Consider the following 20,700-nt stretch of genomic DNA (forward strand, 5'->3'; position numbering starts at 1 on the left):
CTCAGGCCCGCTTGCGGGCTTCCTCGTCCACGAGGTCCTTCTTCGAGAGCTTGCCCACGGCGGTCTTGGGCAGCTCCGGCCGGATCTCCAGCGCGCCGATCATCTCGTGCTTGCCCAGGCGGTCCTTCAGGAAGGCCTTGAGCGCATCGAGCGTCAGTTCGCTCGCGCCTTCCTTCAGCTTCACGAAGGCCTTGGGCGACTGGCCGCGGTACTCGTCGGGGATGCCGATGACGCAGACCTCGGCCACCGAGGGGTGCTCGTACACCGCCTCTTCCAGCACGCGCGGGTAGACGTTGTAGCCGCCGCACAGCAGCATGTCCTTGGTGCGGTCGACGATGTAGAAGTAGCCGTCGGCGTCCATCTTCGCGACGTCGCCGCTGCGGAAATAGCCGTCGGCCGTCATCGACTCGGCGGTTGCCTTCGGGTTGTTCCAGTAGCCCTTCATCACGTTCGGGCCCTTGATGCACAGCTCGCCAGGCTCGCCGAACGCGGTGACGTCCTTCGCCGGATCGTCAAGGCTCACGAGCTTGATGCGCACCTGCGGCAGCGGCATGCCGCACGAGCCCGCCTTGCGCACGCCGCGCGCGGGCGTGAAGGTGCCCACGGGCGAGGTCTCGGTCATGCCCCAGCCTTCGTTGAGGTGGCAGCCGGTGAGCTCGAAGAAGCGCTGCTCCACCTCCACCGGCAGCGGCGCGCCGCCAGAGCCGCAGAACTTGAGCGAGCGCAGGTCCATCTCCTTGGCCTTGGGGTGCGCGAGGATCGCGGTGTACATCGTCGGCACGCCGGGGAACACGCTGATCTTGCTGGCCGCGAGCTCGTTCATCACCGCGTCGACATCGAAGCGCGTGTGCAGCACCAGCGCCGCGCCCAGGCGCACGCCGAGCAGCATCGCGGCGCTGAGCGCGAAGATGTGAAAGAGCGGCAGCACGACCAGGAAGCGTTCTGCCCCTTCGGCCAGGATGGGCGGGTCGCCCTTGGTCGACTCGTAGTACTGCGCCGAGGCCGACGTGAGGTTGGCGTGCGTGAGCATCGCGCCCTTGGGCAGGCCGGTGGTGCCGCCGGTGTACTGCAGCACCACGATTTCTTCGGCGAGGTCGCCAATCGGGTGGGTCTTGTGCGTGCCTTCGCTTTTCAGCAGCTCGGTGAAGCGCACATGCCGGTCGTCGGCGGGCACGGGAGCGATCTGGCCTGCGCCCTGCAACTGGGCCTGCACTTTGCCGCCTATCGCGCCGTAGTCGCCGAGGCTGCCGACCACCAGCTTTTGCAGGCGCGAGTTGTCGAGCAGACGCGCCATCTGCGGGTACAGGTTGACGAGGTCCAGCGTGATGAGGATGTCGGTGCGGCTGTCCTCGATCTTGTGGGCCAGCACGCGCTCGGCGTCGAGCGGCGAGTAGTTCACCACCGTGCCGCCGGCCTTGAGCACGGCGAAGAAGGCGATCGGGTAGTGAGGCGTGTTGGGCAGGTAGAGGCCGACGTGCACGCCGGGCTTCACGCCCAGGTCTTGCAGGCCCTTGGCGGCACGGTCGACCGCGGCGCCGAGCTGGCGGTAGGTGATGGCCTGGCCCATGAACTCGACGGCGGAGTGGTCGGGCCAGCGCTCGACGGCCTCGTCGAGCATCTGCTGCACCGGCTTCACGGGCAGTTCGGCGTCCCAGCGCATGCCGGGCGGGTAGGCGCGTGTCCAGGGGGTGTTGTCGCCGGAAAGGGCGGCGGGGGAGGGGGTGGCCATGCGTCTTGTCTCCGCTGTGCTTTGCGGCACTTTAGCGCCGGCCTTTCGCATCGTGGGGCGGTAGCTGACAAGCCGGCGACAGGGGTTTTCCCGATTTCCCACACACGGGAAGCCCCTACCGCCGGGCTGGGACAATGGCGGGCTTATGGCAAAGCAACGGATCGTGGTGGGACTGAGCGGCGGAGTGGACTCCGCGGTCACGGCGCACCTGCTCAAGCAGCAGGGGCACGAGGTGGTCGGCATCTTCATGAAGAACTGGGAAGACGACGACGACAGCGAATACTGCTCGTCGAACATCGACTTCGTGGACGCCGCCAGCGTGGCCGACGTGCTGGGCATCGAGATCGAGCACGTCAACTTCGCGGCCGACTACAAGGACCGCGTGTTCGCCGAGTTCCTGCGCGAATACAAGGCCGGCCGCACGCCGAACCCCGATGTGCTGTGCAACGCCGAGATCAAGTTCAAGGCTTTTCTCGACCACGCCATGCGGCTGGGCGCTGAGAAGATCGCCACCGGGCACTACGCGCGCGTGCGCCTGAACGAGGCCACCGGCAAGCACGAACTGCTGAAGGGGCTCGATCCCTCGAAAGACCAGAGCTACTTCCTGCACCGCCTGAACCAGGCGCAGCTGTCGAAGACGCTGTTCCCGGTGGGCGAGCTGCACAAGACCGAGGTGCGCCGCATCGCCGAGGAAATCGGCCTGCCCAACGCGAAGAAGAAGGACTCGACCGGCATCTGCTTCATCGGCGAGCGGCCGTTCCGCGATTTCCTCAACCGCTACATCTCCAAGGAGCCGGGCCCGATCAAGGACGACCGCGGCCGCAAGCTGGGCGAGCACCAGGGGCTGAGCTTCTACACGCTGGGGCAGCGGCAGGGGCTGGGCATTGGTGGTGTGAAGGAGAAGGGCGCGCAGCGCGGCTCGGGCGACCACTCGCCGTGGTTCGTGGCGCGCAAGGACGTCGAGAAGAACACGCTGTGGGTGGTGCAGGGGCACGACCATCCGTGGCTGCTGTCGTCGGTGCTGAAGGCGGACGATGCGAGCTGGGTCTCCGGCGAGGCGCCGGTGCCGGGCGGCTACGGCTCGAAGGCGCGCTACCGGCAGGCCGATGCGGCTTGCGAGATGGATGCTGGTGATGCCGCTGCGTTCGGCTTGCGCTTCGGCGAGCCGCAGTGGGCTGTGACGCCGGGGCAGTCGGCCGTGCTCTATGACGGCGAACGCTGCCTTGGCGGCGGCGTCATCGTCTGATTCAGGGCGCCGACCGCACCGATTCGTCGACGTGGATCAGGTCCAGCGGGTGGCGCTTGCCGGCCAGATGGTCTTCGATGCACTGCAACAGCAGCGGGCTGCGATGCCGCGCCACGCTGGCGCGGATTTCGTCCGCCGTCATCCAGATGGTGCGCACGATGCCTTCGTCGAGCGGTCGGCCTTCTTCGAATGCACCCAGGATGCCTGTGAAGGCGAAGCGCATATAGGTGGTGTCTTCGCCGCGCTCGGCCAGCGGCCGGGAACGCGCCATATAGACGCCGATGAGCGCTGTTGGCGTGAAATGATGGGCTGTTTCTTCGAGGGTTTCGCGCGCGCAGCCCTCGGTCGGGGATTCGCCGGGGTCGAGATGCCCTGCGGGCGTGTTGAGCCGCAGGCCGTCGCTGGTCTGCTCCTCGACCAGCAGGAAGCGCCCGTCGCGCTCGATTACCGCAGCCACGGTGACGTTGGGTTTCCAGCGCGGGCCTGCCATGGGATTTACCGTGTTTTGGGCGCTTATTTCAGCACGTAGCCGCTGAAGCGCCAGACGCGGTCGCTGTCGAGGTGAAAGCTCACGAGCTCGCGCAGCGTGCCGTCGGGCTTGTTCGCGAAGCGGGTCTCGTATTCGACGCTGACGTACTGGCCGGCCGTCTCGCTGTCCGCGTCGGCCACGACCTGGCGATTGACTGCCACCCAGGTGCGCATCTGCGGTGCGCCAATTGGGGCGCGGCTCCTGGCGACCTGGCCGGTGAAGTCGGCGCGCGTCACGCGCTTGCGGGTGGCCGGGGTGGCGCCGTCCCACAGTTCGCCGGCCTTGCCCTGGTCGATCATCTGGATCGCCAGCATGCCGCCGCGCACCATGTCGCTGGCTTCGACCTCCTGCGCAGCGGCCGGGCTGAACCAGCTCCAGAACAACGTGGCGGCGAGCAGCAACCGGATCATCGAATTCATTCGTCTCATTCCTTGTGGCGCAAGCACATGACGGCGGGGTGCCGTTGGAGACTGTAGCGTGCCGGAGATTCCCGACTCAGCGCGCGCTGATGCTGGACAGGGCATCGGCTTCGATTGTTTCCAGCCGGTAGCCCAGGCCGTAGATGGCCAGCAGCAGGAAGCCGTTTGCGGGGCGCAGGTCGAGCTTGGTTCGCAGGCGCGAGACATGGGTGTCGAGCGAGCGCGACAGCGCCTCGATGCCAAGGCCCCAGACGGCCTCGTGCAGGTGCTCCCGCGAAAGCAGTCGCCCGACGTTCTGGAACAGGAACAGCGCGAGCTCGTACTCCCGGTTCTTCAGCTCGACCTGCACGCCGCGAACCTTCAGAACGCGCGAGGGCGGATAGAAGTGGTAAGGGCCGAAGACCAGTTCCATCTCGTGCTGGGCCGGGTAGGACCGGCGCAGCAGCGCGTTCACACGCGCTTCGAGTTCGCCGGCACGGGTGGGCTTGACCATGAAGTCGTCCGCGCCCGCGTTGAGGCCTTCGACCATGTCCGCCTCGTCACGCTTGTCGGTCACGAAAAGAATGGGAAGCCGGCTGTTGAGTTCGTGACGGATGGACCTCACCACGTCCGGGCCCTCCATATCGGACAGGTTCCAGTCGAGTATCAGCAGGTCGAAGGTCTGCCGGCGCATTGCCTGCAACAGCGCTTTTCCTTCCGTGTAGGGATGGCACTCGTGCTCGAGTGCCGCCATGGTTCGATTGATTCGCTTGAATTGATCTACACCGTCATTGAGTACCGCGATTCGCATTCCATCCCCTTCTTCCTCCCCTTCGTCAGTCTCTGTGAACTGGCGATTGGGCTGAAGTGTATCTATCTGCGACTAACGTAAAGTTTTTGAATTGCAACTAATGCACGCAAATCGAGGTTTTCAGTTCACTTGTTAACGAAGTTAACGGCAGTTGAATACAAATCGAGATCCTGAGTGGAAGGCGTTATGGGTGGCCATCGACAACTTCTCGCTGGACAAACCGCCTGGAGTTCGGCCGGCGCGAGGTTGGGCACGTGCCGCGGTCTTCGCGAGGCGGCTATCGAATACCCGAATTTGCTATCAATTGAATAGCGATGCCGACAGCATTCATCGGCACTTTGGGGTCAAAACCACAGAGCGTTTTGGCGACGGCGGGCGGCTGTAATCTTGCTGTAAGCTCTGCCCGCATTCCCTGTGCCCCCTTGCTCTGAGGAGATCTCTATGCTGATAGGCGTGCCCGCCGAGACACTGGCTGGCGAAACCCGCGTGGCTGTTACACCTGAGACGGTGAAAAAACTGGTCGCTTCAGGGCACTCCATACGGGTGCAGTCGGGGGCCGGCGTTGCAGCCAGCGTCACCGATGCCGCGTACCAAGCCGCAGGCGCCGAGATCACCGACCAGGCCGGGGCCTTCTCCGCCGACATGGTGCTCAAGGTGCGCACGCCCACCGATGCCGAAACCGCGCTGCTGAAGTCCGGCGCCGTGGTCATCGGCATGCTCAATCCCTTCGACGCGGCCGGCCTGCAGCGCTTGGCGGCTGCAGGCGTCGTCGGCTTCGCGCTCGAAGCCGCACCGCGTACCACCCGCGCCCAGAGCATGGACGTGCTCTCGTCGCAGGCCAACATCGCCGGCTACAAGGCCGTGATGATCGCGGCCGACAAGTACCAGCGCTTCTTCCCGATGCTCATGACGGCGGCCGGCACGGTGAAGGCCGCGCGCGTCGTCATCCTCGGCGTCGGCGTGGCGGGCCTGCAGGCCATTGCCACGGCCAAGCGCCTGGGTGCCGTTATCGAGGCGTCCGACGTGCGCCCCAGCGTCAAGGAGCAGATCGAATCGCTCGGCGGCAAGTTCATCGAAGTCTCGTACGACACCGACGAAGAAAAAGAAGCCGCGGTCGGCGTCGGCGGCTATGCCAAGCCGATGCCCCCGAGCTGGCTCGCGCGCCAGCAGGTCGAAGTCGCCAAGCGCGTGGCGCTGGCCGACGTCGTCATCAGCACTGCCCTCATTCCGGGCCGTGCCGCGCCGACCCTCATCACCGAGGACATGGTCAAGTCGATGAAGCCGGGTTCCGTCATCGTCGACATCGCCGCCGGCAAGGGCGCGGGCGGCGTGGGCGGCAACTGCCCGCTGTCGGAAGCCGACAGGACGGTGGTGAAGCACGGCGTGACCATCGTCGGCGAAACCAACCTCGCGGCGCTCGTGGCGGCCGATGCCTCGGCGCTCTACGCGCGCAACGTGCTCGACTTTCTCAAGCTCATCGTCACCAAGGAGGGCGCGCTGAAGATCGACCTCGAGGACGACATCGTCGCCGCCTGCCGCGTCACGCAAGACGGCCAGGTCACGAAGAAATAACGCCCGCCGAGGAGAAGAACATGGACATCGTTTCGCACACAGTCATCAACCTGATCATCTTCGTGCTGGCCATCTACGTCGGCTACCACGTCGTGTGGACCGTCACGCCCGCGCTGCACACGCCGCTGATGGCCGTGACCAACGCCATCTCGGCCATCGTGATCGTGGGCGCCATGCTGGCGGCCGCGCTCACCGACACGCCGCTGGGCAAGACCATGGGCGTGCTGGCCGTGGCGCTGGCCGCGGTGAACGTCTTCGGCGGCTTCCTCGTCACGCGGCGGATGCTGGAGATGTTCAAGAAGAAAGAAAAGAAGGCCGTCGCACCGAAGGCTGAAGAGGGAGCCGCCAAGTGAGCATGAACCTCGTCACGCTGCTGTACCTCGTTGCCAGCATCTGCTTCATCCAGGCCCTCAAGGGCCTGAGCCATCCGACCACCTCGATCCGCGGCAACATCTTCGGCATGACCGGCATGGCGATCGCCGTGCTGACCACCGGCGCGCTGATCTACAAGCTCGCCAGCGGCAACCTCAACGGGCTGAGCTACGTGCTGGTCGCGCTGGTGCTCGGCGGCGGCCTCGGCGCCTACATGGCCAACAAGGTCGAGATGACCAAGATGCCCGAGCTGGTCGCCTTCATGCACAGCATGATCGGCCTGGCCGCGGTGTTCATCGCGGTCGCCGCAGTGGCCGAGCCGCATGCCTTCGGCATCGCGATCAAGGGCGACCCGATTCCGAGCGGCAACCGGCTCGAGCTGTTCCTGGGCGCGGCCATCGGCGCCGTTACTTTCAGCGGCTCGGTCATCGCCTTCGGCAAGCTCTCGGGCAAGTACAAGTTCCGCCTGTTCCAGGGCGCGCCGGTGCAGTTCGGGGGCCAGCACATGCTGAACCTTGTGCTGGGCCTGGCCACCATCGGCCTGGGCCTGGTGTTCGTCTTCACCGAAAGCTGGCCGGCCTTCTTCGCGATGCTGGCGCTGGCCTTCGTGATGGGCGTGCTCATCATCATCCCGATCGGCGGCGCCGACATGCCGGTGGTGGTGTCGATGCTCAACAGCTACTCGGGCTGGGCGGCCGCGGGCATCGGCTTCAGCCTGAACAACGCGATGCTGATCGTGGCCGGTTCGCTGGTGGGCTCCTCGGGTGCGATCCTGAGCTACATCATGTGCAAGGCCATGAACCGCTCGTTCTTCAACGTGATCCTGGGCGGCTTCGGCGGCGAGGCGGCCACCGCCGGCGGCGCGGCCAAGGAGCAGCGCCCGGTGAAGACCGGCAGCGCCGACGACGCGGCCTTCGTGCTCGGCAATGCCGAGACGGTGGTGATCGTGCCGGGCTACGGCCTTGCAGTCGCGCGCGCGCAGCATGCGGTGAAGGAACTCGCGGCCAAGCTCACCGAGAAGGGCATCACCGTGAAGTACGCGATCCACCCGGTGGCGGGCCGCATGCCTGGCCACATGAACGTGCTGCTGGCGGAGGCCGAAGTGCCCTACGACCAGGTGTTCGAGATGGAAGACATCAACGGCGAGTTCGGCCAGGCTGACGTGGCGATCATCCTGGGCGCCAACGACGTGGTGAACCCCGCCGCGCACACCAAGGGCAGCCCGATCTACGGCATGCCGATCCTGGAGGCCTACAAGGCCAAGACCGTCATCGTGAACAAGCGCTCCATGGCCGCCGGTTATGCCGGGCTGGACAACGAGCTCTTCTACATGGACAAGACCATGATGGTCTTTGGCGATGCTAAAAAAGTAGTGGAAGATATGGGCAAGGCCATCGAATAGGCCGAAGGTCCCTGCCCGCACGGCGGGCGAGTTCTTCGCGGCGCCACTTCGAGCGCCGTTTTCGTTTTCAACAAGTCCGACTTCCCGGAGGAGACAAATCCAATGACCGATCGTCCCTGGCTCAGCAGCTACCCGCAGGGTGTGCCCGCCGATATCGATGCCTCGCAGTACCCCTCGCTGGTCGCGCTCATGGAAGAGAGCTTCACGAAGTACGCCGACCGCACGGCCTACAGCTTCATGGGCAAGGACATCAGCTACGCGGAAACCGACAGGCAGAGCAAGGCCTTCGCGGGCTACCTGCAGGGCCTGGGCCTAGCCAAGGGCGACCGCGTGGCGGTCATGATGCCCAACTGCCCGCAGTACCCGATCTCGGTTGCGGGCATCCTGCGCGCCGGGCTGATCCTGGTTAACGTGAACCCGCTGTACACGCCGCGCGAACTCGAGCACCAGCTCAAGGACTCCGGCGCGAAGGCGATCATCATCATGGAGAACTTCGGCACCACGCTGCAGCAATGCATCGGGGCCACGCCGGTCAAGCACATCGTGCTGGCCTCCATGGGGGACCGCCTCGGCTTCCTGAAGGGCGCGCTCGTCAACTACGTGGTGCGCAACGTCAAGAAGAGGGTGCCCCAGTTCAACCTGCCGGGCGCGGTGCGCTTCAACGACGCGCTCGACAAGGGCGCGAGCGCATCGCTCAAGCCCGTGGCCATCGGCCCCGACGACGTGGCGGTGCTGCAGTACACCGGCGGCACCACCGGCGTGTCGAAGGGCGCGGTGCTGCTGCATCGCAACGTGATCGCCAACGTGCTGCAGTCCGAGGCCTGGAACGAGCCGGTCATGAACAAGGTGCCGGCCAACGAGCAGCCCACCAGCGTGTGCGCGCTGCCGCTGTATCACATCTTCGCGTTCACGGTCGGCATGATGCTGAACATGCGCACGGGCGGCAAGCTGATCCTGATTCCGAATCCGCGCGACATTCCCGGCGTGCTGAAGGAACTGTCGAAGCACACCATTCACAGCTTCCCTGCCGTCAACACGCTGTTCAACGGGCTGGCGAACCACCCCGACTTCAACACCGTCAACTGGAAGAACCTCAAGGTCTCGGTCGGCGGCGGCATGGCGGTGCAGGCCGCGGTCGCGAAGCTCTGGCTCGAGAAAACCGGCTGCCCGATCTGCGAAGGCTACGGCCTGTCGGAAACCTCGCCGTCAACCACCTGCAACCCGACCAACAGCACCGCCTACACCGGCACCATCGGCCTGCCGCTGCCGAGCACCTGGCTCAAGCTGCTCGACGACGACGGCAACGAAGTGCCGACCGGCGAGCGCGGCGAAATCGCCATCAAGGGCCCGCAGGTGATGGCCGGCTACTGGCAGCGCCCCGACGAGACCGCCAAGGTCATGACGCCCGACGGCTACTTCAAGAGCGGAGACATCGGCGTGGTCGACGAGCGCGGCTACTTCAAGGTGGTCGACCGCAAGAAGGACATGATCCTGGTGTCGGGCTTCAACGTGTACCCGAACGAGATCGAAGACGTGGTTGCACTGATTCCGGGCGTGCTCGAATGCGCGGCGGTCGGCGTGTCCGACGACAAGACCGGCGAGGCCGTGAAGCTCGTGATCGTGAAGAAAGACCCTTCGCTCTCCGAGGCGCAGGTGCGCGAATACTGCAGAGCAAACCTTACGGGTTACAAGCAGCCGCGAATCGTAGAGTTTCGTAGCGACATGCCGAAGACGCCGGTCGGCAAGATCCTTCGCCGCGAGCTGCGCGACGCCAAGAAGTAAGCGCTGAAGTAAGGGTTCGGCCCGGGTAGGGCCACGGCATCGATCTTGCATATTCGCGGGTCGATGTTTCGATTCCTACTGACCCGTGTGAGCCTGCTGGTGCCGACCTTCATCGGCATGACACTGCTCGCCTTCTTCCTCATCCGGCTCGTGCCGGGAGACCCCATTGAAACCATGGCCGGCGAGCGCGGGATCGACCCCGCGCGCCATGCCGAACTGCGCACCGCCTACGGCTTCGACAAGCCGGTGATCGTGCAGTACGGCATCTACATCGGCCGCGTGCTGCACGGCGACCTCGGCAAGTCGCTCATCACGCAGGACACGGTGATGAGCGAGTTCCTTGCGCTCTTCCCGGCCACTGTCGAGCTTGCGGTCTGCGCCATTCTTTTCGCGCTGCTGCTGGGGTTGCCGGCCGGCATTCTCGCGGCGGTGCGGCGCAATTCCATCTTCGACCACGGCGTGATGGCCACGTCGCTCACCGGCTATTCGATGCCGATCTTCTGGTGGGGACTGCTGCTCATCCTGTTCTTCTCGGTACAGCTCGGATGGACGCCCGTGTCGGGGCGCATCGCGGTGCAGTACTACATCGAGCCCGACACCGGCTTCCTGCTGATCGACTCGCTGCGTGCCGGCGACGTCGATGCCTTCTGGTCGGCGCTGCATCACCTCATCTTGCCGGCCATCGTGCTCGGCACGGTGCCGCTTGCGGTCATTGCGCGCATGACGCGCTCGGCCATGCTCGAAGTGCTGGGCGAGGACTACATCCGCACCGCGCGCGCCAAGGGCCTGTCGCGCTTTCGCGTGGTGGGGCTGCATGCGCTGCGCAATGCGTTGATCCCGGTCGTGACCGTCATCGGGCTGCAGGTGGGCGTGCTCTTCACGGGCGCGATCCTCACCGAGACCATCTTCTCCTGGCCCGGCGTCGGAAAGTGGCTCATCGAGGCCATCGGCCGACGCGACTATCCGGTGCTGCAGGGCGGCATGCTGCTGCTCGGCGGCATCGTGATGCTGGTCAACCTGCTCGTCGACGTGGCTTACGGCGTCATCAATCCCCGCATCCGGCGCTGAGCTCATGGCCTCGACACAAACCATTTCCACAGGTGCGAAAAGCACCGCCCCTCCCGGTCCGTGGCGCGAGTTCTGGACGGCGTTCTCGGCCAACCGCGGCGCGGTCATCGGGCTCGCCACCATCGTCTTCCTGCTGCTGGTTGCGCTGTTCGCGCCGTGGATCGCACCGCACGCGCCGAACGAAACCAACAGCGCCGTCTTCCTGCAGCCGCCGGCGTGGCAGCAGGGCGGCTCCGTCAGCTACCTGCTGGGCACCGACGCGATCGGGCGCGACATTCTTTCGCGGCTGATGTACGGCGCGCGGCTGTCGCTGTCGATCGGTGTCGCGGTGGTGGCGCTGTCGGTGGTCGTGGGCGTGGTGCTCGGGCTGATCGCGGGCTTCTTCCGCGGCGTGCTCGAGATCGCGATCATGCGGCTGATGGACATCGTGCTCACGCTGCCGAGCCTGCTGCTGGCCATCGTGATCGTCGCGATCCTCGGGCCGGGGCTGGTCAACGCGATGCTCGCGGTGGCTATCGTGGTGCTGCCGCACTATGTGCGCATCACGCGCGCCGCCGTCATCGCCGAGGTCTCGCGCGACTACGTGACCGCCGCGCGCGTGAGCGGCGCCGGCACGCTGCGCCTGATGTTCAGCGAGGTGCTGCCCAACTGCGCCGCGCCGCTGATCGTGCAGGCCTCGCTCGGTATCTCGACCGCGATCCTCGATGCGGCGGCGCTCGGCTTCCTCGGGCTCGGCGCGCAGCCGCCTTCGCCCGAGTGGGGAACCATGCTGGCCGATGCGCGGGAGTTCGTACTGCGCGCGTGGTGGGTCGTCACCTTCCCGGGCATGGCGATCCTCGCGGCGGTGCTGGCTTTCAATCTTCTGGGCGACGGTCTGCGTGATGCACTCGACCCGAAGCTCAAGCGCTGAAGCAAAGGAAAGAAAAGATGCCTTTGCTTGAAATAAAGAATTTGCACGTCGAGTTCCCCACCCAGGGCGGCGTGCTGCATGCGGTCGACGGCGTGAGTCTCACGCTCGAAGAAGGCGAGGTGCTAGGCATCGTCGGCGAATCGGGCTCGGGCAAGAGCGTCACGATGATGGCGCTGATGGGCCTTGTCGGCTTTCCGGGCCGCGTGCGCGCGGACCACATGCGCTTTGCGGGCAAGGAACTGCTCGGCATTTCCGACAAGGCGCGCCGTGCGCTGGTCGGCAAGGAGGTCGCGATGATCTTCCAGGAGCCGACCACCAGCCTCAACCCCTGCTTCACCATCGGCTTCCAGCTGATGGAGACGCTGCGACTGCACCTGAAGCTCGACAAGCGCGAGGCGAAGAAGCGCGCGACCGAGCTGCTCGAGCAGGTGGGCATCCCGGCCGCGTCGTCGCGCCTGGGCAGCTATCCGCACCAGCTCTCGGGCGGCATGAACCAGCGCGTGATGATCGCCATGGCCATCGCCTGCAACCCGCGCCTGCTGATCGCCGACGAGCCGACCACCGCGCTCGACGTGACCATCCAGGCGCAGATCCTCGACCTGCTGCGCGACCTGCAGAAGGAGCGCGGCATGGCGCTGGTGCTCATCACGCACAACATGGGCGTGGTCAGCGAAATGGCGCAGCGCATTGCCGTGATGTACGCGGGGCAGGTGATGGAGCACCAGCGCGTCGACCGGCTCTTCGCGTCGCCGCAGCATCCGTACACCGAGGCGCTGCTTGCTGCGCTGCCCGAGCGCGCCGCGCCCGAGGGTCGGCTCGCCACCATCAGCGGCGTGGTGCCCGGCGTGCACGACAGGCCCTCAGGCTGCCTGTTCGCGCCGCGTTGCAGCTACGTCACCGAGCGTGCCTGCCAGGTGCGGCCCGCGCTGCGCGAGTGGCAGAGCGCCGAGGTGCGCTGCCACTTTCCGCTCGGCGAGCCGGAGCGCAAGGCGGCCATAGAGAGCGATCCGCCGAAGCAGCAAGCGGCCGAGGTGCTGTCATGAGCGAGAGCACATCGACTGAAGTGGTTGTCGAGGCGAACAACCTCCAGCGCACCTACGACATCCGCCGCGGTCTGTTCCGCGCGCCGTCGCATCTGCGCGCGGTGGGCGACATCTCGTTCCGCATCGAGCGCGGGCGCACGCTGGCCGTGGTCGGCGAATCGGGCTGCGGCAAGTCGACCCTGGCGCGCATGGTCGCGCTGATCGAGAAGCCCACGGCAGGCCAGCTCACGCTGATCGGCGCCGATGCGGTGAACCCGCCGCCAGAGCGCAAGCGCGAGTTGAGGCAGGCCGTGCAGCTGGTGTTCCAGAACCCGTACGGCTCGCTCAATCCGCGCAAGAAGATCTCGACGGTGCTCGAAGATCCTCTGGCCATCAACACCACCATGGGCAAGTCGGAGCGCGCCGCCAAGGCCCGCGACATGCTCGCGCGCGTGGGCCTGCGGCCCGAGTACGCCAACCGCTATCCGCACATGTTCTCGGGCGGCCAGCGCCAGCGCATCGCGATTGCACGCGCGCTGATGCTGAGCCCGCGCCTGCTGGTGGCCGACGAGCCGGTGTCGGCGCTCGACGTGTCGATCCAGGCGCAGGTGCTGAACCTGCTGGCCGACCTGCAGGCCGAACTGGGCTTGGCGTATCTCTTCATCTCGCACGACCTCGGCGTGGTGCGGCACATCGCGCACGACGTGCTCGTGATGTACCTCGGCCACGCGGTGGAGCAGGGCCCCAAGTCGCGCATCTTCGCGCGGCCGCTGCATCCGTACACGCAGGCGCTGCTGGCCTCGACGCCGGGCCTCAGCAGCCAGCGCATCGTGCTCAAGGGCGAGCTGCCGTCGCCGCTGAATCCGCCTTCGGGCTGCGTGTTCAGCACGCGCTGCCCGCACGTGGCGCCGCGCTGCCACGAAGAGCGGCCGCTGCTGCGCATGCTCGACGAGCGGCTGGTGGCCTGCCACTTCTCCGAGAAGTTTCTCGACGGTGCGCCGCTCGTGCGCGCCGATGTTCCCTCCGCCGCCATCGCGATGGCGACGAACCCTTAACGTTCGCTTTTTCAACCGTGTCTCAAGGAGTCCACATGAAGACCCAGCCCACCGTTTCGCGCCGCTCACGAAGCCTGGCGCTCCTGGCACCGACAGCGCTTGCGGCCCTTACCCTGGCCTGTGGCGCAGTGTCTGCCAAGACGCTGGTGTATTGCTCGGAAGGCAGCCCCGAGAACTTCTACCCGGGGATGAACACCACCGGCACCTCGTTCGACGTGACCACGCAGGTCTACAACACCATCGTCGAGTTCGAGCGCGGCGGCACAAAGGTCGTGCCGGGCCTGGCCGAGAAGTGGGACATCTCCGCCGACGGCACGGTCTACACCTTCCACCTGCGCAAGGGCGTGAAGTGGCACACCACGAGCAAGAGCTTCAAGCCCACGCGCGACTTCAACGCCGACGACTTCATCTTCATGCTCGAGCGCCAGTGGAAGGAGAGCGATCCCTTCTTCAAGGTCACGAGCCAGAATCACTCCTACTTCAACGACATGGGCATGCCCAAGCTGCTGAAGACGGTGGACCGCATCGACGACTACACGGTGAAGATCGTGCTCAACCAGCCCGAGGCGCCGTTCCTCGCGAACCTGGCCATGCAGTACGCGGGCATCCAGTCGAAGGAATACGCCATTGCCATGCTGAAGGCCGGCACGCCCGAGAAGGTCGACCAGGACCCGATCGGCACCGGCCCCTTCTACCTCGTGCAGTACCAGAAGGACGCGATCATCCGCTTCAAGGCCTTCCCGCAGTACTGGGGCGGCAAGGCGAAGATCGACGACCTCGTGTTCGCCATCACGCCCGATGCCTCGGTGCGCTGGGCCAAGCTGCAAAAGGGCGAATGCCACGTCATGCCCTACCCGAACCCGGCCGACCTCGACGCGATCCGCAAGGACCCGAACGTGCAGCTTCTGGAGCAGCCCGGCCTGAACGTCGGCTACCTCTCGTACAACACCACGAAGAAGCCCTTCGACGACGTGCGCGTGCGCAAGGCCATCAACATGGCGATCAACAAGAAGGCGATCATCGACGGCGTGTACCTCTCGACCGGCGTGGCCGCGAAGAACCCGATTCCGCCGACCATGTGGTCCTACAACGATGCCGTGAAGGACGACCCGTACGATCCCGAAGCCGCCAAGAAGCTGCTGGCGCAGGCCGGCTTCCCCGACGGCTTCTCGACCGACCTGTGGGCCATGCCGGTGCAGCGCCCGTACAACCCGAACGCCAAGCGCATTGCCGAGCTGATGCAGGCAGACCTCGCCAAGATCAACGTCAAGGCCGAGATCAAGAGCTTCGAGTGGGGCGAGTACCGCAAGCGCCTGCAGGCTGGCGAGCACCAGATGGGCATGCTGGGCTGGACCGGCGACAACGGCGACCCGGACAACTTCATGTACACGCTGCTGGGCTGCGCCTCGGCCAAGTCGGCCAGCGGCAGCAACATTTCGAAGTTCTGCTACCAGCCGTATGAAGACCTCGTGGTGAAGGCCAAGAGCACGACCAAGCAGGCCGACCGCGACGCGCTCTACAAGAAGGCCCAGCTGATCTTCAAGGAGCAGGCGCCGTGGTTCACGATCGCGCATGCGGTGCAGCTGAAGCCGGTACGCAAGGAAGTGGTCGACTTCAAGCTCAGCCCCTTCGGCCGCCACACCTTCTACGGCGTGGACATCAAGTAACAGGTGGCTGCGCCCATCGCCATCGTCGCGGCAATGCACGAGGAGCTGAGTGCGCTCCTCGCGCAGATGCCCGACGAGCAGCGCGTGCGCATCGCCGGGCGCGACTTCTGGGTCGGCCATCTGCATGGCCAGCCTGTGGTCGCGGTGCTGTCGCGCATCGGCAAGGTCGCGGCGGCGGTGACGGCCACGATGCTGCTCGAGCGATTTGCCGTCGGGGCCATCGTCTTCACCGGTGTCGCGGGCGGACTCGCGCCGGGCGTGAATGTCGGCGACGTGGTCGTTGCCACGCAGTTGCTGCAGCACGACCTCGATGCCTCGCCCATCTTTCCGAAATACGAAGTGCCCTTGCTGGGCCTTTCGCGCTTCACGGCCGATGCGGCGATCAGCGACGCATTGGCGGGTGTGGCCGAAGTGACGCTGCGTGATCCGGTGGCCCTGGTGGGGCAAGAGGCGGTCGACGAGTTCGGCCTCCAGTCGCCCAAGGTGCATCGCGGCCTGCTGGTGAGTGGAGATCGCTTCGTCTCGACCGCCGCCGAAAGCGAAGCGCTGCGCCTCAGCTTGCCCGACGCACTCGCGGTCGAGATGGAAGGCGCCGCGGTGGCGCAGGTGTGCCATGACTACGGCGTGCCTTTCGCGGCCATGCGGACGATCTCCGATCGCGCGGACGATGAGGCGCATGGCGACTTCGCACGGTTCGTGGCCGAGGTCGCGAGCCGCTACAGCCTCGCGCTCGTGAACGCGTGGCTGGCCGGTCGGGACGCGAAAAGGGCCTGAGCTAAGGCGTGGCCCGCCGCCAATGCGGAAGGTCGCGAAGCAGGGGCGGGATCGACAGCACCAGCAGCAGGGCGGCCAGCGGCACGACGCAGACGAACCCCACGTGCTTGAAGCCGAGCGCGCCCACCGTTCCCCCAAGCACGAACATGCCGACCAGCCCGCCGCAGCGGCGCAACCTGCTGCGGTCGTGGCGCACCGGCAGGGGTGTCGACGGCATGCGCCGGTTCCAGTAGAGCATCTTGCCCAGCTCGATCCCCATGTCGGTGATGTTGCCGGTCATGTGGGTGGTGCGCGTGCTGCCGCCCGAGGTCTTCGACGCCACGGCGTTCTGCAGGCCCATGATGAACGACAGCAGCAGCACCGTGAGCGGTACCGCGAACGGCGTTGGCCAGGTCAGCGTGATGGCTCCCGCGAGTCCGAACGGAAACATCAGCGCGGCTTCCAGCAGCAGAGGCAGCGCATAGACGCCGTGCAGCCGGTGCTGCCGCGCCCAGTTCACAAGCACCGCGCATACTGCGGCGCCGCTCAGGAACGCCAGGATCGCGCCCAGCGCGTTCAGCAGCAGCGTGGCGTTGCCCAGCACCATGCCGTCCGCGAGCTGCGACGCGAAGCCGGTCATGTGCGAGGTGTACATGTGCAGCACAAGGAATCCGCCCGCGTTGACGGCCCCGGCATTGAAGGCCAGCAGCAGGCCGAGCGCGGTGTTGGTAGACGGCGCTCGATGGCGGTTGGTGAGGAAACGAAGTCTGCGCACGGTGGTCTCCCGGGGCGTCGTCCGTCGGCCCCGCAAGCGCTCAGTGTCGCACCCAGCGCCAGTCGGCGATCTCGGGCATGTCCTGCCCGTGCCGGGTGATGTAGGCCCGGTGCTCGAGCAGCCGGTCGCGCAGGTGCTGCTGCACGTGGCCCGCCGTGTCGCGGATGCGGGGCACGCGATCGATGGCATCGGCCGCGAGGTGGAAGCGGTCGAGCCGGTTCAGCACCGTCATGTCGAAGGGCGTGGTGGTCGTGCCTTCTTCCAGGTAGCCGTGCACATGAAAGTTGCCGTGATTGCGCCGCTTGTAGGTCAGCCGATGGATCAGGGCGGGATAGCCGTGAAAGGCGAAGATTACCGGTGCGTCGGTGCTGAAGATCGAGTCGAAGACCGCATCGGGCAGGCCGTGCGGATGCCCCGAGGGTGATTCGAGCGCCATCAGGTCGACCACGTTCACCACCCGCACCTTGAGGTCCGGCAGCAGGGTCCGCAGGAGGTCCACCGCCGCCATGGTCTCCAGCGTGGGCACGTCGCCGGCGCAGGCCATCACCACGTCGGGCGCCACGCCGTTGTCGTTGCTGGCCCAGTCCCAGATGCCCAGGCCCACGCTGCAGTGGCGCTCGGCCGCGGCGATGTCGAGCCACTGCGCCTCGGGCTGCTTGCCCGCCACGATCACGTTGACGTAGTTGCGGCTGCGCAGGCAATGGTCCGTCACCGACAGCAGCGTGTTGGCGTCGGGCGGCAGGTAGACCCGCACGACCTCGGCCTTCTTGTTGACGACGTGGTCGATGAAGCCCGGGTCCTGGTGGCTGAAGCCGTTGTGGTCCTGGCGCCAGACATGGCTGGTCAGCAGGTAGTTCAGCGACGCGACGGGGCGCCGCCAGGGGATGTTGCGCGTCACCTTCAGCCACTTCGCATGCTGGTTGAACATGGAGTCGACGATGTGGATGAAGGCCTCGTAGCACGAGAAGAAACCGTGCCGTCCGGTCAGCAGGTAGCCTTCGAGCCAGCCTTGGCAGAGGTGTTCGCTGAGCACTTCCATCACGCGGCCGTCGGGTGCCACGTGGTCGTCGCCCGGCAGGATCTCGGCGCTCGACATGCGGTCGGTCGCCTCGAAGACCGCGCCCAGGCGGTTCGACGTGGTCTCGTCCGGGCCCATGATCCGGAAGTTGCGCTCGCCGGCGTTGAGCCGCATCACGTCGCGCAGGAACTCGCCGGTGACGCGCGTGGCCTCGGCGTCGACGGCGCCTGGCTTCGGCACCGCCACGGCGTAGTCGCGGAAGTCGGGCAGCTTGAGGTTCTTGAGCAGCAGGCCACCGTTGGTGTGCGGGTTGGCGCTCATGCGGCGCGTGCCTCGAGGCGCGAGGGCAGCGATGTCGGCGCGCAGGGCACCGTCGGCATCGAACAGTTCTTCGGGGCGATAGCTCTGCATCCATTCCTGCAGCAGCGCGATGTGGGCGGGCTTCTCGGCGAAGCCGGTCAGCGGCACCTGGTGCGCGCGCTGCGTGCCTTCGATGCGCACGCCGTCCACCGTCTTCGGCCCGGTCCAGCCCTTGGGCGAGCGCAGCACGATCATCGGCCAGCGATGCCGCTGTCCGAAGCCGTCCGAGCGCGCCTCCACCTGGATTGCACGGATCGCATCGAGCGAAGCGTCGAGTGCGTCCGCCATCAGGCCGTGCATCAGCGCGGGGTCGTGGCCCGACACGAAGCGCGGTTCGTAGCCGTGGCCGCGCATCAGCTGCGTGAGCTGCTCGTCGCCGACTCGCGCGAGCACGGTTGGGCCGGCGATCTTGTAGCCGTTGAGATGCAGGATCGGCAGCACCGCGCCGTCGCGCGCGGGGTTGAGGAACTTGTTGGAATGCCAGCTGGCCGCGAGCGCGCCGGTTTCGGCCTCGCCGTCGCCGATGACGCAGCAGGCCAGCAGCTCGGGGTTGTCGAACACCGCGCCGTACGCATGCAGCAGCGAATAGCCGAGCTCGCCGCCCTCATGGATCGACCCCGGCGTTTCCGGCGACACATGGCTCGGGATGCCGCCCGGAAACGAGAACTGCGTGAACAGCCGCTTCAGGCCTTCGGTGTCGCGCGAGATGTGCGGGTAGACCTCGGTGTAGGTGCCTTCGAGGTAGGTGCTGGCCACCACGCCCGGCCCGCCGTGGCCGGGGCCGGCGATGAAGATGGCATCGAGGTCGCGCGCGTTGATGGCGCGGTTCATGTGGGCGTAGATGAAGTTGAGCCCCGGCGTGGTTCCCCAGTGCCCGAGCAGGCGCGGCTTGATGTGCTCGAGGGCCAGCGGCTCCCGCAGCAGCGGGTTGCTCATCAGGTAGATCTGTCCCGCGGACAGGTAGTTGGCGGCGCGCCACCAGGCGTCGAGCAACGCGAAGCGCGCGGGGATGGCAGGGGCGGGGGAATGTGGCATGGGGACGGCTCCGATGGACCGAAGCGGCGCCGGCCATCGGACCATCATGCGGCGCGCATGCGCACCGCCCTGTCAGGAAAGCGCCCGTGAGGCTGCGCGCGCCGGCGCGCCCCGCTCAGGCTACTTGAGCCAGCCGCGCCGGCGGAAGTACCACATCGGCACCAGCGCGCTCGCCGCCATCAGCACGATGGCATACGGATAGCCCATGGCCCAGTCGAGCTCCGGCATGAACTTGAAGTTCATGCCGTAGATGCTCGCGATCAGCGTGGGCGGCAGCAGCGCGACGCTGGCCACCGAGAAGATCTTGATGGTCTTGTTCTGGTTGATGTTGATGAAACCGACGGTCGCATCCATCAGGAAGTTGATCTTGTCGAAGAGAAAGGCCGTGTGGTTGTCGAGCGACTCGATGTCGCGCAGGATCTGCCGGGCTTCCTCGAACTGCTCGGCGTTGAGCATCTTGCTGCGCATCATGAAGCTGACCGCGCGGCGCGTGTCCATCACGTTGCGGCGGATGCGGCCGTTCAAGTCTTCCTGCCGCGCGATGGCGCCGAGCACTTCGCCGGCCAGCTCGTCGCTGACATTGCCCGAGAGCACCTTCTTGCCGGCCACTTCGAGCTCGTCGTAGATGTTTTCCAGCGTGTCGGCCGAGTATTCGGCGTCGGCGTCGAAGAGCTTGAGCATCACTTCCTTGGCGTCTTCGATCAGCCCCGGTGCGCGACGCGCGCGCATGCGCAGCAGGCGGAACACGGGCACGTCTTCGTCGTGGATCGAGAACAGCACGCCGCGGCTGCGCAGGTCGGTGTTGTGCTGGTTGAGGATGAAGGCCACGCGCACGGTGCGCGGGTCTTCGTCGTCGTCGATCAGGAAGTCGGAGCGGATGTGCAGCTCACCGTTGTCTTCTTCGTAGAAGCGGGCCGACTCCTCGATGTCCTCGTCCATCGCGTCTTCGGGAATGGACAGGCCGTAGTACTGCTTGATCCAGCGCTTTTCTTCGAGCGTGGGCGACTCGAGGTCGACCCAGATCGGCTGGAACTTGGAGAGCTCCTCGAGCGCCTCGATTTCTTCCTGAACGAGGCGGCCGTTGGCGAGCGTGAAGATGTTGAGCATTGGCTCACTCCCGGGAATGACTGAACGATGGGCGAGGGAGGGGCGCTTTCAATTCCCGGGCCCGACGTGCGCTAAGAAAAACGCGTCAG

Annotated in this window: 18 protein-coding genes; 11 read left to right on the forward strand and 7 right to left on the reverse strand. The window is 66.1% G+C overall.

All coding sequences use genetic code 11. The features are described from left to right. Position 1 precedes the first annotated feature (1 nt). Complete coding sequence (locus AC07O3_RS28390; RefSeq protein ID WP_495340885.1) at positions 2-1,729, reverse strand: long-chain-fatty-acid--CoA ligase; 1,728 nt, start codon at positions 1,727-1,729, stop codon at positions 2-4. A gap of 145 nt (positions 1,730-1,874) precedes the next feature. On the opposite strand from AC07O3_RS28390, the gene mnmA reads away from it, so the two are divergent. Further along, complete coding sequence (gene mnmA, locus AC07O3_RS28395) at positions 1,875-2,975, forward strand: tRNA 2-thiouridine(34) synthase MnmA (protein ID WP_093076927.1); 1,101 nt, start codon at positions 1,875-1,877, stop codon at positions 2,973-2,975. 1 nt (position 2,976) lies between these two features. Here mnmA and AC07O3_RS28400 read toward each other — a convergent pair whose 3' ends face one another. From AC07O3_RS28400 to AC07O3_RS28410, 3 genes are all read right to left on the reverse strand, one after another. Further along, positions 2,977-3,465 carry an NUDIX hydrolase gene (locus AC07O3_RS28400; protein WP_495340886.1) on the reverse strand — a complete coding sequence of 163 codons (489 nt, stop codon included), beginning with the start codon at positions 3,463-3,465 and terminating at the stop codon, positions 2,977-2,979. A gap of 23 nt (positions 3,466-3,488) precedes the next feature. Then, positions 3,489-3,923, reverse strand: coding sequence for a DUF4019 domain-containing protein (locus AC07O3_RS28405; protein ID WP_093175266.1), 435 nt, complete (start codon positions 3,921-3,923; stop codon positions 3,489-3,491). A 76-nt stretch (positions 3,924-3,999) separates the two neighbouring features. Next, positions 4,000-4,713 carry a response regulator transcription factor gene (locus AC07O3_RS28410; protein ID WP_093053953.1) on the reverse strand — a complete coding sequence of 238 codons (714 nt, stop codon included), beginning with the start codon at positions 4,711-4,713 and terminating at the stop codon, positions 4,000-4,002. Positions 4,714-5,154: 441 nt separating this feature from the next. Between AC07O3_RS28410 and AC07O3_RS28415 the strand changes: the two genes are divergently transcribed. From AC07O3_RS28415 to AC07O3_RS28460, 10 genes are all read left to right on the forward strand, one after another. Beyond that, a complete protein-coding gene (locus AC07O3_RS28415) occupies positions 5,155-6,285 on the forward strand; it encodes a Re/Si-specific NAD(P)(+) transhydrogenase subunit alpha (protein WP_093076932.1) in 1,131 nt (376 codons plus the stop codon). Positions 6,286-6,305: 20 nt separating this feature from the next. Then, positions 6,306-6,638 carry an NAD(P) transhydrogenase subunit alpha part 2 gene (locus AC07O3_RS28420; RefSeq protein WP_093053957.1) on the forward strand — a complete coding sequence of 111 codons (333 nt, stop codon included), beginning with the start codon at positions 6,306-6,308 and terminating at the stop codon, positions 6,636-6,638. Further along, positions 6,635-8,059 carry an NAD(P)(+) transhydrogenase (Re/Si-specific) subunit beta gene (locus AC07O3_RS28425; protein WP_495340887.1) on the forward strand — a complete coding sequence of 475 codons (1,425 nt, stop codon included), beginning with the start codon at positions 6,635-6,637 and terminating at the stop codon, positions 8,057-8,059. The genes AC07O3_RS28420 and AC07O3_RS28425 overlap by 4 nt, the downstream gene beginning before the upstream one ends. A gap of 102 nt (positions 8,060-8,161) precedes the next feature. Continuing rightward, the gene (locus AC07O3_RS28430; RefSeq protein ID WP_495340888.1) at positions 8,162-9,841 is read left to right on the forward strand and encodes a long-chain-fatty-acid--CoA ligase; all 1,680 of its coding nucleotides are present in this window, start codon (positions 8,162-8,164) and stop codon (positions 9,839-9,841) included. Positions 9,842-9,904: 63 nt separating this feature from the next. Beyond that, positions 9,905-10,909, forward strand: coding sequence for an ABC transporter permease subunit (locus AC07O3_RS28435; protein WP_093053963.1), 1,005 nt, complete (start codon positions 9,905-9,907; stop codon positions 10,907-10,909). Positions 10,910-10,913: 4 nt separating this feature from the next. Further along, the gene (locus AC07O3_RS28440; protein WP_093053965.1) at positions 10,914-11,819 is read left to right on the forward strand and encodes an ABC transporter permease subunit; all 906 of its coding nucleotides are present in this window, start codon (positions 10,914-10,916) and stop codon (positions 11,817-11,819) included. 17 nt (positions 11,820-11,836) lie between these two features. Further along, on the forward strand, positions 11,837-12,862 hold the full coding sequence (locus AC07O3_RS28445; RefSeq protein WP_495340889.1) for an ABC transporter ATP-binding protein: 1,026 nt from the start codon (positions 11,837-11,839) through the stop codon (positions 12,860-12,862). Further along, complete coding sequence (locus tag AC07O3_RS28450; protein WP_495340890.1) at positions 12,859-13,896, forward strand: dipeptide ABC transporter ATP-binding protein; 1,038 nt, start codon at positions 12,859-12,861, stop codon at positions 13,894-13,896. The genes AC07O3_RS28445 and AC07O3_RS28450 overlap by 4 nt, the downstream gene beginning before the upstream one ends. Positions 13,897-13,931: 35 nt before the next feature. Further along, a complete protein-coding gene (locus AC07O3_RS28455; protein WP_093076939.1) occupies positions 13,932-15,563 on the forward strand; it encodes an ABC transporter substrate-binding protein in 1,632 nt (543 codons plus the stop codon). A 3-nt stretch (positions 15,564-15,566) separates the two neighbouring features. Beyond that, positions 15,567-16,337 (forward strand): 5'-methylthioadenosine/adenosylhomocysteine nucleosidase, encoded by a 771-nt coding sequence (locus AC07O3_RS28460; protein ID WP_495340891.1) that lies wholly within the window; start codon positions 15,567-15,569, stop codon positions 16,335-16,337. A gap of 1 nt (position 16,338) precedes the next feature. On the opposite strand, the gene AC07O3_RS28465 is transcribed toward AC07O3_RS28460, so the two are convergent. The 3 genes from AC07O3_RS28465 to corA form a co-directional block, all read right to left on the reverse strand. Continuing rightward, the gene (locus AC07O3_RS28465; RefSeq protein ID WP_093076942.1) at positions 16,339-17,091 is read right to left on the reverse strand and encodes a YoaK family protein; all 753 of its coding nucleotides are present in this window, start codon (positions 17,089-17,091) and stop codon (positions 16,339-16,341) included. Positions 17,092-17,131: 40 nt separating this feature from the next. Next, on the reverse strand, positions 17,132-19,504 hold the full coding sequence (locus AC07O3_RS28470) for a phosphoketolase family protein (protein WP_495340892.1): 2,373 nt from the start codon (positions 19,502-19,504) through the stop codon (positions 17,132-17,134). Between the two features lie 120 nt (positions 19,505-19,624). Further along, positions 19,625-20,611, reverse strand: coding sequence for a magnesium/cobalt transporter CorA (corA, locus tag AC07O3_RS28475; RefSeq protein ID WP_093053979.1), 987 nt, complete (start codon positions 20,609-20,611; stop codon positions 19,625-19,627). Positions 20,612-20,700: the final 89 nt, after the last annotated feature.

The sequence above is a fragment of the Variovorax sp. GW821-FHT09D05 genome (genome assembly GCF_059416325.1).